This window comes from Synechococcus sp. W55.1 (assembly GCF_047461655.1).
Lineage (GTDB): Bacteria > Cyanobacteriota > Cyanobacteriia > Thermostichales > Thermostichaceae > Thermostichus.
Window position 1 is genome coordinate 112,763 of the sequence record NZ_JANSHN010000002.1, and the last position, 15,058, is coordinate 127,820.

General features: G+C 60.2%; 10 protein-coding genes. 5 read left to right on the forward strand and 5 right to left on the reverse strand.

Features of this window, described 5'->3' with window-relative positions; translation table 11 throughout:
• Positions 1-21: 21 nt before the first annotated feature.
• The 3 genes from NW816_RS01730 to rbfA form a co-directional block, all read right to left on the reverse strand.
• Positions 22-822: a pseudouridine synthase gene (locus tag NW816_RS01730; protein ID WP_414408030.1), complete on the reverse strand. Its 801-nt coding sequence runs from the start codon at positions 820-822 to the stop codon at positions 22-24.
• A 41-nt stretch (positions 823-863) separates the two neighbouring features.
• A complete protein-coding gene (locus tag NW816_RS01735) occupies positions 864-1,397 on the reverse strand; it encodes a hypothetical protein (RefSeq protein ID WP_414408031.1) in 534 nt (177 codons plus the stop codon).
• Positions 1,398-1,692: 295 nt separating this feature from the next.
• Positions 1,693-2,127: a 30S ribosome-binding factor RbfA gene (rbfA, locus tag NW816_RS01740; RefSeq protein WP_414382476.1), complete on the reverse strand. Its 435-nt coding sequence runs from the start codon at positions 2,125-2,127 to the stop codon at positions 1,693-1,695.
• Positions 2,128-2,318: 191 nt separating this feature from the next.
• Between rbfA and NW816_RS01745 the strand changes: the two genes are divergently transcribed.
• Positions 2,319-2,534, forward strand: a complete 216-nt coding sequence (locus tag NW816_RS01745; protein ID WP_238376842.1) for a hypothetical protein — start codon at positions 2,319-2,321, stop codon at positions 2,532-2,534.
• Positions 2,535-2,656: 122 nt separating this feature from the next.
• On the forward strand, positions 2,657-4,132 hold the full coding sequence (locus NW816_RS01750) for a cryptochrome/photolyase family protein (RefSeq protein WP_414408032.1): 1,476 nt from the start codon (positions 2,657-2,659) through the stop codon (positions 4,130-4,132).
• 85 nt (positions 4,133-4,217) lie between these two features.
• Here the strand turns inward: NW816_RS01750 and NW816_RS01755 are convergent, their stop codons facing one another.
• Entirely contained in the window at positions 4,218-5,558 is a 1,341-nt protein-coding gene (locus NW816_RS01755; protein WP_414408033.1) for an alkaline phosphatase, read from the reverse strand.
• Between the two features lie 256 nt (positions 5,559-5,814).
• Positions 5,815-8,193: a transglutaminaseTgpA domain-containing protein gene (locus NW816_RS01760; RefSeq protein WP_414408034.1), complete on the reverse strand. Its 2,379-nt coding sequence runs from the start codon at positions 8,191-8,193 to the stop codon at positions 5,815-5,817.
• A gap of 183 nt (positions 8,194-8,376) precedes the next feature.
• Between NW816_RS01760 and uvrA the strand changes: the two genes are divergently transcribed.
• The 3 genes from uvrA to NW816_RS01775 all read left to right on the forward strand — a co-directional run bounded on the left by uvrA (position 8,377) and on the right by NW816_RS01775 (position 15,040).
• Complete coding sequence (gene uvrA, locus NW816_RS01765) at positions 8,377-11,280, forward strand: excinuclease ABC subunit UvrA (RefSeq protein ID WP_414408035.1); 2,904 nt, start codon at positions 8,377-8,379, stop codon at positions 11,278-11,280.
• 137 nt (positions 11,281-11,417) lie between these two features.
• Positions 11,418-13,676: a hypothetical protein gene (locus NW816_RS01770; protein ID WP_414408036.1), complete on the forward strand. Its 2,259-nt coding sequence runs from the start codon at positions 11,418-11,420 to the stop codon at positions 13,674-13,676.
• Positions 13,676-15,040 carry an NAD(P)/FAD-dependent oxidoreductase gene (locus tag NW816_RS01775; RefSeq protein ID WP_414408037.1) on the forward strand — a complete coding sequence of 455 codons (1,365 nt, stop codon included), beginning with the start codon at positions 13,676-13,678 and terminating at the stop codon, positions 15,038-15,040. Before NW816_RS01770 ends, NW816_RS01775 begins: the two co-directional genes overlap by 1 nt.
• Positions 15,041-15,058: the final 18 nt, after the last annotated feature.

Here is a 15,058-nt window from a genome sequence, read left to right on the forward strand (position 1 = left end):
TCAGTTAGAGGCTCTGACGAGCTAAAGAGGGCGCTTCCCGAGCGAGGATGAGCTGCTGTGCCCGGTGAGAGGGGCCAGCAAAGCTTGGAGCTCATGGGGATCCAACTGGCGGAACTGGCCTGCTTTCAGGTTGCCCAAGCCCAGTGGGCCAATGGCTTCCCGATGTAAGCTGAGCACCGGATGCCCAAGACGCTCCGCCACCCGCCGAATTTGCCGGTTGCGTCCCTCAAACAACACCACCCTCAGCCAGGAGCAATTGGGATGCTCCCTTTGCCGGAAATCCGGGGCAGGACAAAACTCCACCTCCGCCGGCAGAGTGGTGTACCCCTCTAAGTCTACTCCGTCTCGCCAATGTTGCAGAGTGGCCTGACTCGGATGCCCTTGTACCTGTACCCGGTAGGTTTTGGGCAGATGATAGCGCGGATGGGTCAGCTTCAAGGTCAAGTCGCCATCATTGGTGAGCAGCAAAGCGCCACTGCTGTCCGCATCCAGCCGGCCCACCGGGTAGAGGCGGGTTTGCCGTTTCCAAGATGGGGGGAGCAGATCCAGCACCGTCTTGCGTCCCCAAGGATCTGCACAGGTTGACAAAACCCCCACTGGCTTGTGCAGGAGCAAAACATAGCGCGCCGGATCCTTGGCCAAAGGGATCACTTGCCCATTCACTTCGATGCAATCCCGCTCTGGGTCGGCTTTGGAGCCCAGCTCAGTGACCACCTTCCCATTGACCCGAACGCGCCCGGCCAGGATCCAAGCTTCCACCTGGCGACGCGAGGCCAATCCCTGCTGAGCCAAGAGCTTCTGTAGCCGTTGGGGTTCTGCCATGGGGATTTGAACAGCAAAAGCAGCAACCGAAGCTGGGGGTGCTAGGCGGCAGAGCCTGGGGCCTCCGGCCCGCTTACGTGAACGGGGTTGGAGAGTCGGTCGGACAAATCAGCAGAATTGGGGGGCAACAGCAGCATTTCCGACTGAGACTCTGAGTTTTCTCCTAGAGAATAGCTGAGGCCACAGTCAAACTCTTCTGCCAGCCGGCAGACTTCCTTGAGATCTCCCACCGACCAAATGCTCCAACTGCTGCGAATTTGGTTATCCACCCACACTTCCACGCGGTTGCCTTCGATGTGAAGGATGCGCTTGGGCTGGGCTTCTGAAGGGCAGCCTGCAGGCTCGGCCAAGACCTCCGGCCCGCTCACGCGAAGGGAAGATTTTTGCCTCAAGGCCCCCAGAGCTGCCATGAGCTGCGGCAGAGCCAGCAAAAGGTGCTGAGTGGCCTGTTGGGGTTGCCCTTTCAAGCAGGAAACCAGAGCTTCGGCAACACTCTGGTTGAGGGCCTGCAGAGCTTGGAGTGGAGTAGCACCCCCTAGAGAGGGATCCGGTTGCAGTGGGCTTTGAACATCCATGAAAAGGCAGGGAAGGCATGGACAGCAACCTTACAGCCCTTTCGCAGGTTGACCACAACAACGCCGCTGCCCTTTGGAGCAGAGCGCTCTGGTTTGCGCAAGTGTGCCGCAGACATGGAGTCCTGTACGGATAGACGATCGGGGGAAGGGCTGTATAGCTCCCTTAAGCCTAACAAATCCAAAAACTTCAGGGCCCGCTTACGCGACACGAACGGTAAAAAATCTTTCTTTCATGTTGTCCGCATTGCTGCAAAGCAAAGGCCTCTCTATCTGGTCTGCTTAGCCATCGGTGCAATTATTCACCGCCCGATGGGTTTTCTTCGCCCTCGGCGGTGTTCTCTAGCGGTTCCTCAACCCCAGTCTGGGCCTTGGCCTCAAAGGTCGGTCTCAGTTGGTTGAGCAGGGCCAAAACGCGGGATCCCCGCTCCAAAGAGCGATCCTGCAAAAACACCACCGTTGGCACCCGTCGCAGGCTGAGGCGCTGGCCGATTTCCCGCCGCACAAAGGGTGTGGCCGCTGCTAGCCCTTCCATAGCTCGGTGTTGAGCTGTCTCATCCCCATAAATGCTGACGAAGATGCGGGCGTTTTGCAGGTCATTGGAAACCTCGACATCCACAATGCTGACCATCCCTGCCCCAACCCGGTCATCTTTGATCTCCGAGAGCAGGATTTGGCTGACCTCTCGTTTGATCAGCTCTGCTACCCGTGCCACCCGTCGCGCTGTCGCCATTTTTGGATACCTAGGCTAACATCATCCGCAAGCCTGCTCTGGCTGGTGTGGAGCTCAGCCCTTGCCGGCTCGATCCCAAGAACAGTAGCCAATGCTACGAGCATCTCTTCCTTCCACCTTTATCCTGAGTCCATGTCCATCTTGCCTTGAGTATGTATACCTAAAGCCATCGATGGATGGATGGAGACGTGATGATCAAGACGCCAGAGGCGCTGCGGCGCTCCATTGAGCAGTTTATGCTGAATGTGACGGAGCCGCTTGACCCGTTGCTTTCCCTGAAGCTGACTCAGCTGGTGGTGATGTTGGGGGATACAGCTTACGCGATGGGATACAGCGATGGCCAGCAAAAGCCAGAGGAGCGCTGCCGCTATTGTCCCAGTCGGGTGTTCGACAGTCTAGAGCTTTGATAGGGTTCTTCAAGGTTCTTTAGAATGTAGCTTCTGGCCGCCCCGGCTCCCAGCCTTGAGGGGAGTGAGTTGAAAGGGGCGGTGGCAACCGGCCAAGATGGGATCCCATTGCTTGGCAGCCTATGACTTCCCCCGTTTTGCTTTGGCATCGTCGCGATCTGCGGTTAGGGGACAACACAGCTCTTCATGAGGCAGCCCAGCGCAGCTCTCAGGTGGTGCCTGTCTTCATTTTCGACCCGCAGATGCTGAGACGGTCGGACATGGCCCCAGCTAGGGTGGCCTTTTTGCTTCAGGCTCTGCAAGAGCTCCAAGAGCGCTACGCCCAGATGGGGATCCCACTGATCTGGCGGCTGGGGGATCCCTCGGTGGAGTTGCGGTGCTTGGCCACAGACCTGGGAGCCAGGGCCGTGTTTTGGAATGCCGATGGGGAGCCGTTCGCCCTACAGCAAGAGAGTCGAGTGCAGGCCAGTTTGGCCGCAGCCGGGATCCAGTCCTTCTCCTACCAAGATATGCTGCTGCACGGGCCGGGGGAAGTGTTGACCCAGGCAGGGGAGCCCTATTCGGTCTTCACTCCCTTCTGGCGCAGGTGGGCGAGCTTGCCCAAGCGGGATCCCTACCCAACCCCCGAGGGTCTGCAGCCGGTATCGGGACTAAAAGCGCAGCCTCTACCGACTTTGGCAGATTTGGGCTTTGTCTGCGACCAGCGGATCCCAGCAGCGGGGGAAGCAGCGGCTCAAGCCCTTTTGGAAGACTTTTGTCAGGGTTTGCGCATTTTGGACTACGAGCGAGCCCGCAACTTCCCGGCTGAGCCGGGCACTTCTCTACTGAGCCCCCACTTGTGCTGGGGAACGATCGGCATTCGCCAGGTGTGGCAAGCCACGCGGGAGGTGGAAGCCGAGGTGCGCAGCCAAGAGGCCGAAAGCAGCTTGCAAACTTGGCGGCAGGAGCTGTGCTGGCGAGAGTTTTACAAGCATGTCTTGGCCCACTGGCCTCACGTGGAAACCGGAGCCTATCGACGAGCCTTCGACGCCCTGGAGTGGGACAATCGGCAGGACTGGTTTCAGGCCTGGTGCACCGGTCAGACGGGCTACCCCATCGTGGATGCGGCCATGCGCCAACTGAACGAAACTGGCTGGATGCACAACCGCTGCCGCATGATTGTGGCCAGCTTCCTGACCAAGGATCTGCTTATCGATTGGCGCTGGGGGGAACGCTACTTTATGCAAAAGCTAGTGGATGGGGATCTGGCGGCCAATAACGGCGGTTGGCAGTGGAGCGCCAGTGTGGGCACGGATCCCAAGCCCCTGCGCATCTTCAACCCGGCCACGCAAGCAGCCCGCTATGACCCGGAAGGAGAGTACATCCGTCGCTATCTGCCGGAGCTGGCACGGCTGGATACGCCGGCTCTGCTGTGGGTGGGAGATGACCCCAAGGGAGCCTGGGCTTTGCGGGAACGGCGAAGTTGTGGCTATCCGGATCCCATCGTGGATCACAAGGTGCAGCAGCAGGAGTTCAAACGGCGCTACCAGGCGGTGCAGCAGGGGTACTCCAAGTCTGTTCAACGATCAAACGATCATAGAAATCCAAGCGTTGTGTAGTCTCGTAAAAAAAGGGGATCCAATGGATCCCCCGTGGCTACCAGAGCTTAAGGCAAATGCCCGTCCAAAGCAGGTAACTGCAGCACTAGGGCTTCAGCTCGCTGGGGATCCGCTCCCCAAAGAGAACTGAGTAGAGAATCCGGTAGATGTCCGTGTTCAGGATCCCGGTGGTCGGCACCAGCTCTTGGGCATTCAAGCCCGCAGCGCGAGCGATGACGCCGCTGCCCACGTCATCCTTACTGGCCCAAGCCACGGCAAAGGGAAAGCGCTTGCCATTTTTGTCGGGAGCGGAAATGAACGGCTTGCTACCGGTGCCGTCAACCCCGTCAATGGGGGCACCACTTTCTTCGGGATCGGTGGGGGGCAACGGCTCATCGGCGGACTCGACATCCACCAACTGCATGCCACCGGCATTGCTGTCGCTGGTGGTGATCATGAAGGTCTTGGGATTCTTCTCGATAAAGTTGAGAATCACCCCGATGGCATCGTCGGCCCGCTTCATAGCCTCCAGGCAGCCAGAGGCATTGAGGTTATTGCACATGTTGTCGGTGCCCTCTTCTTCGATGACGGCGAAGAAGCCCTTGGGATTGCGGGAGATCCGCGCCAGGGCAAATTCGGTCATCTCGGCAATGGTGGGGGCGCTGGCAATGTAGTTGGGCAGGTTTTGGGCGCGCAGCTCTTCCTCTGGCTTGTCGTAGAAGGTGTCCTCCACGTTGAACACCCCCAAAACTTTGGAAACATCAGCCGGCAGCTTCAGCAGCTCGTCGCGGGTGTAGACAACGGCGTACCCTTTTTTCTTGGCCTCCTCAATCAGGTTGCGGCCATCCTTGCGCTTCCCTTGGCCAAAGCGCCCCTGGACGCCCTCCGGCAGCAGCCATTCCTCGCCAGCCCCGAGAATGATGTCCACCCCCGACTCCACCACCTGCAGGGCAATCTCTTCGTAATCGCTGCGCTTGGCAGCCTTGGCAACGAAGGCAGCCGTCCCCGGCTCGATGAGGGAGCCCGACTGCACCAAAGCTGTACCCAAGCCCGCCGCCACAGCATCTTCCATGATCGTGTTCAGGGTACCGTTGGCAGAAGGATACTCCTTGCCGTCCGGATCCAACCCAAAGCTCTTGGCGTGGGCACGGGTTCCCGTGGCATGGATCACCGCTCCGGCGTTGGAAGTTCCTCCAAGCTGGTCAAGAAGGTGCCCGCGATAGGGGGCAATCACGGGGAGACGATCCCAGTTCAGAAAGCCATCAGGGCCGTAGTGGAGAATGCGCGTAATGTCCCAGTGGGAAGCTGAGGTTCCATCTGGGTGAAAGAAGATTGCACCGTTGCCGGTTGGCTTAGGCGCCGCTTGAGCCACACTAGAGGAAAAAACTGACGAGGACAGCAGACACAAAGTTGCAGCCAAAGCCGCCCTCAAAGAATAGCTACGCATAGCTAACACGCCCTTGCTCGTTCGAAGCTGAACGTTAAAAAACGTAACACAGCTTCAGATGAGTTTGCAAGGGCATAGCAATGCAGCGGCGCGAAACTTGCCTGAAGCGAGTGCGCCACTGAGCGATTTCCCCGTCTGACAGTGCAGCTTACGGGGTCTATAACTAACGTTAACTATCTCTTAACTGTCTCATAACTGTCAAGGCTTCTCGCAGGGCTTTTGGGGTACCTGTTCTAAGGCGCAGCCGTCCCTCTGGTCAAGTGGCTCTTCTGGAGGTGATGGCGGGGTTTTTGGCCAGTGGCTGCCATGCTTGCCTAAGCTGTCTGAGTTGCTGCTGCCAGCGCTGCAGTTCCCCCACCTCCAACGGGATCCCACCGAAGCGCACCTCCATGTAGCGCTCCAAGAACCGGATGGCCAACTGGGCTTGTGGCAAATCGGAGTGGCGCAGGTGCTCAACCCGTTGCGCTGGCCCCAAGTGCTCCGGGATCCCCACTGCTGTCGAAGCCTCCCGCAGTTGCAGGTACAGCTTTGAGATCGCCTGTCGCCGGTGCTGGGATCTGGGCAGAGCTGCCGGACTCCAGCGCACCAGAGCAAAGGTCAGCCCTGGCAGCAGGATCCCTACCATCCAGGTAGGCCATGCAGGGGGCGGCTGCCACAGGGATCCCAGCAAAACCCCATTGCCGGCAGTGGCCAACAGAATCCACCCCCCATCCTGCCAGCGCAAAGCCCGATAGCGGCGGCGGCGACCCCAATAGGCCATGGATCCGGTGATCAAAACCACCCCCAACACCGGCAGGCCATTCTGCTGCAACGTTTGCCCCAAGGCAACCAGGCTGCGACGGAAGCCAGCACCGACATCCTCTCGATCCGGAGAGGCGGCTACAGCGCTGGCCATCTCCTGAATCTGCCGCCAGATCTGCTGCTGGGTGGATAGGTCGTACTGGATGACGTACTTGAACCAGCGAAAGCGCAAGCTGTCGTAAAAATCCTGAATCGGATCCCACCAGGTTTCCCGCCGGCTGACATTGGCCTCTGCCGGTGTGGCATCGAAAATGATCCACCCGTAGGAGCCAAAGGGGATCTCTGTCCAGGAATGGGCGTCGGCATTGCGCACTGCCAGATACCGTTCCTGCACCACCCAGCGCCCGCCCAAAAAGCCATTCACCATTCGGGCCGGGATGCCAATGCTGCGGGCCAGCACCGTCAGGGCTGTGGCGAAATATTCGCAGTGGCCCCGCCGATGGGTGAACAGAAAGGCGTCCAAAGGCGGCTCAGAGCCGGGATCCGGCAGATCGGTGGTGTAGGCATAGTTCTCCAGCAGGTAATTCTGCAAGGCGGTCATCTTGCTGAAAACGTCAGGGATCCCAGCGGTGATCTGCTCCGCCAAAGCCGGAACGCGCGGATCCAAATCTTGCGGTAGTTGCAGATAGGCTTCCCGTTGAACCGCATCGAGGGCATTGAGCAGCTCTGCGTGGCTCAGCCGGCGCAAGCGCGGGCCCAACTCCCTTGGGATCCGGCTCCGGGCACGGTAGAGATGGGGCACCTGCCGAGGCAGAGAATGGCCGATATCTCCGGTCTCGCTCAAGATGAGGCGGCGATTTTGCCGTTGCCAGGCTTGTTGCACCGTCGCCGCTCCTCCCCGCTCCAGCCATTCAACTTCCACCAGTGGGGCCACCCCAAAAACGGTGTTGGTGGCCAGCGGCTCCAGATAGATGAGCTGCTCCAGCGGGAAGAACTGGAGTTCGGGGGCTGTGGGGATCAAGCTGGAGGCAGAGAGATCAAATACCCCTGCTGCGTTGGGGAAAATGGGGATGAAGCGGTCTAGCGTTCGCGACCAGGCCCGTCCATCGTAGCGATCGAAGCTGATCCCGCGCCAGTAGAGGGACTCCACACGGGGCGGCACCCCTGCCGGAAATTCCACCCGCATGACAACGGTGTTATCGGTTTTGAGGGTGCCGAATGCTCCCAGGCTGACTTCCTCGGCAAAGCCGGTGGTCATCACCGGGGAGCGGGCCTGGCGGCCCAGGATTCCTAAACTAACTCGCGGGAACAGGAAGAACAAAGCCACCGACAGGATCACCGCCAGCAAGGCCAGGGATCCGAGAAAGCCCAAAAAGTTGAGGTTGATGCCACGGGTTTGGCTGGCTGCCTGCGGGTGCTGCTCTGCTTGCAGGCGCAGGTGGTAAAGGGTGAGGTTGATTAGCCCTACCCCCACGTACAGCAAAAACAGCAGCCCAAAGCTGATGTCTTCGTTGAACAGGGTGGCAATGGCCATCAGCAGCAGAGACAGCACCGCCAACTGGATGTGATCGGCTGCCCGTTCCCGCTGAAACAGCTTGGCCCCCGTTAGGTAAAGCACCAAGCCAATGGCCCCATCGGAAAAGGGAAGGATCCCAAAGATAACCAAAGCCAGCAGGCTGAGCAACACCGCCACCGTCAGAGGCATCCACAGGGGGGCATAGCGGGCAAAAGCAATCCTTGGCGGCTCCCAAAACCAACTGCAGGCCCCCGCTGCCAAACAGACACCAATCACCGGTGGCGACAAAGCCTGATCCCCCAGACAAAGAGCCGTGAAGGCAATCCCCACCAACAGGTAAACAAACACCTTTTGAACGGATGGCAGTGTCCAGGTCATGGCCCTTGGGGGTCGATCTTTTCCAGCATAGCTAAGTCTTTTTTGCTACCGATTTGTCGTCCCTGGGATCCCCTTTTGGACAAAGCGAAGAGCATTAGAATCGTTAACTAAGAATCGTTAAGATTTTGTTACTCGCCGGTCTCGACGGGATGCCTGTGACACGCTGCGCGAAAAGGTGGTGAGATGTCCAGCCAAAACGAAATTCACGTGGTGGGGGCGCGGCAGCACAACCTCAAGAATGTCGAGCTGCGGATCCCGCGCGATCGCCTGGTGGTATTCACGGGCGTCTCCGGATCGGGCAAGTCCTCCTTGGCTTTCGACACCATCTTTGCCGAGGGACAGCGGCGCTATGTGGAATCCCTCAGCGCCTATGCGCGACAGTTTTTGGGGCAACTGGACAAACCGGATGTGGATCGCATCGAAGGGCTGAGTCCGGCCATCTCCATCGATCAAAAGTCCACCAGCCACAACCCCCGTTCCACCGTCGGCACCGTTACCGAAATCTACGACTACCTGCGGCTTCTGTACGGAAGAGCTGGGATCCCTCACTGTCCCCATTGCAACCGGGTGATTGCCCCGCAGACGGTGGATCAGATTGTGGATCAGATCATGGCTCTGCCGGATCGGACGCGGTTTCAGTTGCTTTCGCCGGTGGTGAAAGGAAAAAAGGGCACCCACGCCAACTTGTTACAAAGCCTGCGACACCAGGGGTTTGTGCGGGTGCGTGTCGATGGCCAGGTGCGGGAGCTGAGTGAGGAGATCACCTTGGCCAAAAACAAAGCCCACGACATCGAGATCGTAGTGGATCGGCTGGTGAAAGGCCCGGATTTGGCAGAGCGACTCACCGACTCTCTGGTTACCTGTCTGCGGCAGTCGCAGGGGATCGCGGTGGTGGAAGTGATGCCTCGCGAGGGCGAACAAGAATTCCTGCTGCAGAAAGTGGCCGAGTCGGCGGGGCAATACCTGAACGGCAAGCCGACGGAGCTGGTCTTTTCCGAGCAATTTGCCTGCCCGGAGCACGGTTCGGTGATGGGCGAGCTGTCGCCGCGCCTGTTTTCCTTCAACTCACCGATTGGGGCCTGTCCCGTCTGCCACGGTTTGGGCTTTGAACCGATCTTCGACCCCGACCGGGTGGTGCCCGATCCGAAGCTACCCCTGTACGCCGCCATCGCACCTTGGTCAGAGCGGGAGAACCCCTACTATCTGGCCCTGTTGGCAGGAGCCGCCAAGGCTTTTGGCTTCGACCTCAGCACCCGCTGGTGCGATCTCACCCCCCAACAACAGCAGATCATCCTCTACGGTGCAGACCAAGAGATCTATATCGTCGAGGCGGAATCTCAATACCGAGGCCGGGGGTACTATCGCCGCTATGAAGGGGTGATCCCCCAATTGCAGCGGCACTACCAGGAAACCACTTCCGAAGTCTATCGGCAAAAGCTGGAAACCTACCTCACCCACCGTCCCTGTTCCGCCTGTGGGGGATCCCGTCTCAAGCCGGAAGCTCTGGCCGTGCGCATTGGGGGCTACCGCATCACGGATCTCACCGAAATCTCTATCAGAGACTGCCTGCGCCGCCTGGAGCAGCTAAACCTTACCCCCCGCCAAGCGCAGATCGGCGAGTTGGTGCTGCGGGAGATCAAAACCCGGCTGCAGTTTTTGGTGGATGTGGGCCTCGACTACCTCACCTTGGCCCGTCCGGCCATGACCCTCTCCGGCGGCGAAGCGCAGCGGATCCGGCTGGCCAGCCAAATGGGCTCCGGCTTGACGGGCGTGCTCTACGTGTTGGACGAACCCTCCATCGGCCTGCACCAGCGGGATAATGAGCGCCTGTTGCAGACCTTGTTTCGCCTGCGGGATCTGGGCAACACGCTGATCGTGGTGGAACACGACGAAGAAACCATCCGTGCCGCCGATTACATCGTGGATATCGGCCCTGGAGCCGGGATCCACGGGGGGGAAGTGGTGGTGCAGGGATCCCTGGCGGACATCATGGCCTGCGAACGCTCCATCACCGGAGCCTATCTCTCAGGGCGGGAGCGGATCCCGACCCCTGGGCAGCGGCGGGCCGGCAAGGCGGTTTCTCTCAAGCTCACCAATGCCCACAAAAACAACCTCAAGCACATTGATGTAGAGATCCCCCTGGGCAAGTTGGTCTGTGTCACGGGGGTCTCTGGCTCCGGCAAATCCACCTTGGTCAACGAATTGCTCTACCCTGCCCTGCAGCACCATCTTGGACACAAGGTGCCCCAACCCACGGAGATGGGAGCACTTGAGGGCATCGAACACATTGACAAGGTGATCGTGATCGACCAATCTCCCATTGGCCGTACCCCCCGCTCCAACCCTGCCACCTACACCGGCCTGTTCGACCCGATCCGCCAAACCTTTGCCCAAACCTTGGATGCCAAGGCCAGAGGCTACCAATCCGGCCACTTTTCCTTCAACGTCAAGGGGGGGCGCTGTGAAGCCTGCAAAGGGCAGGGGGTGAACGTGATTGAAATGAACTTTCTGCCCGATGTGTACGTCACCTGTGAAGTCTGTGGGGGCAGCCGCTACAGCCGCGAAACCCTGCAGATCAAGTACAAAGGCAAAAACATCGCCGAAGTCCTGGACATGACAGTGGGGGAAGCGCTGGATTTTTTCTCGGCTCTGCCCCCCGCCGCCAAGATCCTGCAGACTCTGGCCGATGTGGGCCTCGATTACATCAAGCTGGGCCAGCCAGCCCCGACCCTCTCCGGTGGGGAAGCGCAACGGGTCAAGTTGGCCGCAGAACTGGCCCGCCGCTCCACCGGCAAAACCCTCTATCTGTTGGATGAGCCTTCCACCGGCTTGTCCTTTTACGATGTCCACAAACTCTTGAACGTCCTGCAACGGCTGGTGGATACGGGCAACACCGTGCTGGTGATCGAGCACAACCTGGACATTCTCCGCTGTGCCGATTGGATCATCGACCTGGGGCCAGAAGGCGGCGACCACGGCGGCCAGATCATCGCCGTTGGCACCCCAGAACAGGTGGCCGAGCAGCCCGGATCCCATACAGGGCGATATTTGAAGCAGGTTTTGCAACAACACCCCCCAGGTCGCTGAGCAACTCAGCCTGCTCTCAACTTCAGGGAGAGAGTTGACCGAAAGCGGCCCAAAGTGCTCCGCACCGCGAACGGTTGGCCTGAGTCTGGCGTCGCTATGGCATGATGGGTCGGAAAGCAAAGGTTCGTACTTTCCCCATGGTAGGGCAGACCCTGGGTGGCCGCTATCGGATCTTAGAAGCACTGGGATCCAGCGGACAGACCTACTTGGCACAAGATGGCCATCACCCTGAGCGGCTTCGGGTGGTGATCAGGCGCTGGCAGCCCGGCCAAAGTGCTCTGCACCGCGAACGGGGTGAGGACTCCGCCTCGCTGCGGCATCTCTTTCAACAAGAAGCGGCCCTGCGGGAACACTTGGGATCCCACGAAGGTATTACCCGCCTGTTGGCCTACTTTGAGCAAGAGGGGGAGTTTTATTGGGTGGAAGAATGGGTTGAAGGGCCCACCCTGGAACAGACTCTATTGCTGGGCGACACAACCGAGAAGGGCCAGCCAACGACTCCTTCCCACCAAAGTGCCATGCACCGCTATTGCGAACGCGACTGGACGGAGGCTGAGGTACGGGCCTTGTTGCAAGATGTGCTACAAACCTTGGCCTTCCTAAACCGGGAAGGGGTGAGCTGCTGCAACCTGCAGCCCTCTCGCTTGATCTACCGTCAGCCGGATGGCCGATGGGTGTTGTTGGGGTGGGGAGTTGGGGCCTTTTCCGGCTCTGGCTCCGAGAACCCTCCTGGCTCCAGGCGTTGCGGCGACCTCCATGCTCTTGGGCTGATCGCCCTGCAGGCCCTCAGCGGGATCCCGCCCCAGAAGTTGTTTCGCGATCCGTTGACGGGGGAGTTGCGCTGGCATGATCTGGTCTCCAAAAAACTCCATCCTGCTCTCAGCGCCCCTTTCGCTGCCTTTCTGGATCGTTTGGTAGGCTGCAACCCACAGCAGTGCTTTCCTTCAGCAGCGGAAGCTCTGGCCGCTTTGCAGGCTTTGCCGGCAGGTGACAGCTCCGTTGCCCCCATTGCTGCCGATTGGGTGCGGAGCACTTTGCTTTTTCCCGATCCCGGCGCTGCGGCGGATCCTCTGCAGGAGCCGACCACTCCACCCCGTTCTCCCGTTGCTCTGCGGGCGCGTCCCTGGATCCCACCGGTTTGGGCGGGGGGCAGCTTAGCGGCTTTGCTGGTGTTGATGGTGGCAGGGGCCTGGCAGATGAGGGCGAACTTTGGCCTGCGGGGGGAGCCCAAGGATTCTGTCCCGCTCACGAGAACGGGATCCTCTGGCCCGGCAGGGCGCAACGGCCTAGGACTCCGTCCCACTCGCGAGAACGGTTCTCATGCCTCCGTCCCCACCGCTGTCACGGTCGCGGAAGCGTCGCGTAGCGATAACGACCCGGCAGACTGGGCCAAGTCTTTGCAGCTCAAGGCCACGCTGGAAGGCCCTGCCGCCATCACTGCTCTGGCCATCAGCCCGGATGGAAATCTCCTTGCTGCCGGGGGAGACGACGGCATAATCCGGCTTTGGGATCCCCACGCCGGTGAACTTCTCCAAACCTTAGCAGGCCACAAGGGATCCATCGAAGCGTTGGCCATCAGCCCGGATGGCACTTTTCTGGTCAGTGGGGGGGCCGACAAAACAGTGCGCGTCTGGGATTTTCCGGCTCTCCCGCCGGGGGATGGGGTGCCACGGTTGCAGTTGCAGGGACACACGGAGCTGATCAACAGCGTCGCCATCAGCCCAGAGGGTCGCTGGATCGCCAGTGGCAGCGCCGACCGCACCATCCGCCTTTGGCAGGCCGACAACGGCCAGTTGATCCGCACCCTATCGCCTCACACTGCTGCCGCCGCCCAGGAGACCACTCAGAGGGCAGGCATTACAGCGGTGGCCTTTGGCCCAAGACCCACCCGTATGGATACTTCCCGCCAGTCTGAAGGGATCCCCCCTTGGATCTTGGTGGCCGCCAATGGAGATCCCACCGTTTACCTTTGGGATCCCGGCAGCGGAGCCTTGCTGGAAACCCTAAAGGCCGACTACCCCATCGAGCAGGTGCTTCTGAGCCCAGATGGCCGCTATTTGCTTGCCGGCAGTACCGGTGGCATCTTGGTCTGGAACCTGGGCGTGGGAGCCCTAGAGCGTACCTTGCCGCAGCCGTTTGCCGGCTTGGCCGCCCTTGCCCTCAGCTCCGATGGCCGCTTGCTCGCCAGCGGCACCGATCACCGTGCCCACCAGATCAAACTCTGGGATCTGCGCAGCGGAGAAGAGTTGCGCACCCTAGCCGGGCAGACTTGGATGGTGAGCGCCTTGCTGTTTGGCCCCGGTCGCGGAAGCGTCGCGCAGCGATATGGACAGACCCTTCTCAGTGGTGGCGCCGATGGCTCGATTCGCATCTGGGGGCCGCCTGTTCAACCCTGATGGGATCCGAGCAGATAGAATACTCCACGGAGAAGGGATCCCGGCAGAGCATGGGCAAAGTGGTGGTTATCGGCGCGGGGCTGGCAGGGCTGACCTGTGCCAAGGTGCTGAGGGGCCAGAGGGATGTTCTCGTCTTGGAAAAAAGCGATGGCCCTGGGGGGCGGGTGCGTACCGACAAGGTGGATGGCTTTCGCCTGGATCGCGGCTTTCAGGTGCTGTTCACCGCCTATCCCAAAGTGCAGCAGCATTTGGATCTGGGTAAGCTCGATCCCCGTCCCTACCGGCCCGGCGCTATGTTGGCCCGGCCAGGGTGGTTTTGGCTGTTGGGGGATCCCCTGCGGGATCTGGCCGGTGGGATCCCATCCCTGCTCAATCCTTTGGCCAGCTTTGGGGACAAGCTCAAGGTGCTGCAATTGCGGGCAGAGCTGGCCCGGCGCACCCCTGAGCAAGTCTTTCAAGAAGGTCTGGGGGGATCCGATTGTTCTGTGCAGGCATTCCTGCAGCGGTATGGGTTTTCCGCCAAGATTTGCCAGCACTTTTTCTACCCCTTTTTCCGAGGGATCCTCCTGGATCCAGACCTGGCCAGCAGCGCCCGCCTCTTTGCCTTCTACTTCAAGATGATGGCTGAGGGCTCCATCGTCACCCCGGCCTTGGGTATGGGAGAGCTGGCCCGACAACTGGCCGGTCACCTGTCCCCCGAACAGATCCGCTACCAAACCCAGGTGGAGCGCATTCTGGCAGAAGATGGGAAAGTGCGCGGCATTCGCACCGCCAATGGCGAAGAGATCCCTGCCGAGTGGGTAGTCTGCGCCGCCGATGCCCCCCAAGCGCGGGCCTGGCAAGCGGAGCTGTGCCCTCAGGCCCCCACCCCCATTCCCACTCCAGGGCGAGCGGTGACCTGCCTCTACTTCTGCGCTCCCTTTTCCCTCACTCGTGGTGGCTATTTGCACCTCAACGCCACCGGCCAGGGCTGGATCAACCATTGGGTTCAGCTCACCCACATCAGCCCGGCACTGGCTCCCCCCGGCCAACACCTGTACTCTGTGGTGGTGCTGGGGGATCCCCCCTTAGGTGACGAGGAGCTGGCCCAAGCCTGCCGGGCCGAGCTGCAAACTTACTTCCCCGTCGCGGCAGCGTCGCGTAGCGATAAAGCCCCCTTGGAGCAACTGCGCCTGCTGCGGGTGTACCGGATCCCTTTTGCCCAGTTTGTACAACCCCCCGGCTTTCAGCAGCATCTGGTTCCCACCTTTAGCGGCCTGCCGGGCCTCCTCTGGGCGGGGGAATACACCCACCAGAGCAGCATCGAGGGGGCTCTCCGCAGCGGCGAGCAGGCAGCGGCGTGGATCCTCCAAAAATCCGCCTAGATCTGTACAAAGCAATAC